Below are 1042 nucleotides of genomic sequence, written 5' to 3' on the forward strand. Positions count from 1 at the left end.
GGTCAGTATGGCGGCGTGAAGCTAGACGGCCTGACGCTAGTTGCACTCGGTGAAGTCGAAGGCAATCTCTGGGCAGGCGAAGCACAGGCCGTGATGGGCATGTACATCGACGAGAAGGCGAATGAGCGGCAGCGCGAAGCCCTGCAGGCGATCTTCGGCGGCCAGGCCGGCGGCTGGCCGGCCGGATTTGCGGCCAACATCGGCGAGATGCGTGGTATCGAGTTCGTGCCTATCAGTTTTGAGGTGGCGGGCGACCTCGCCACCTGGCGGGTCGAAATTCCCGGCCGCGTCGTCGGGCGCGCAGAAGCGCTTTCCGGTCCAACCACACCGCCCGGCAAGCGGGTGCAGACGATCAACCCGCCGGGCTCGGAGGTTGGCCCGGGCCAGATTGCCACCTGGGGGCGCTCCGTAGAAGTGAGCACCAAAGGCTTCGGGCTCGACTGGACGGGCAACGCCCGCTCGAGCAAGCACATTCCGTTCGACTGGACCGGTCCGAACTAGGGCGGTGTGCCGTTGCCTGACGCGTTCCCCAGGAAATGGTGGCGTTTCACCCGGAATCTCCGTGGCATGCCGCTGGGTCTCCTTGCATCGCTCGCTGTACTGACAGCAGCGGCATGGGCGCTCACCCTCTACCAGACCTTCAGCATGGACATGCCTATGGGCATCATGCGCGGCGGGATGGAGGGCATGGAAGGGATGGCCGGCATGGCTATGTCCGGAATAGCCGCCGACGGCTGGTCAGTTGCCGGCGCCGCCGCCTTTCTCTCTGTGTGGACTGTGATGATGGCGGCCATGATGCTGCCGGCCGCGGCGCCCATGGTCTTTATGTTCGCGACGGCACAGGCGAGTCGCGAACGGCACGTGGCCGTCCCGACATGGATCTTCGTCGCGGGCTACATGCTCGTCTGGGCGACGGCTGGCCTCCTAGTGTATGTCCTGGTCCAGTTCGGCAGCGAGCTTGCGGCGAGCCTCGATCCGCCTCAGCGGTCGAAATGGGCGCCGCTCGCGCTCGGTGCCACGCTTGGCGTCGCCGGGCTCTACC

At 65.9% G+C, this 1042-nt stretch carries 2 protein-coding genes; both read left to right on the plus strand.

Translation table 11 applies throughout. The annotated features are described in order from the left end of the window. The coding region (locus AC1DUU_RS32785) for a DUF1326 domain-containing protein (RefSeq protein WP_476787446.1) at positions 1-501 on the plus strand (501 nt) is incomplete at its 5' end. 66 nt (positions 502-567) lie between these two features. Next, a partial coding sequence (locus AC1DUU_RS32790) for a copper chaperone (protein WP_476787447.1) occupies positions 568-1042 on the plus strand: 475 nt, incomplete at its 3' end.

The sequence above is a fragment of the Aminobacter sp. P4_H6_2 genome (assembly GCF_056400805.1).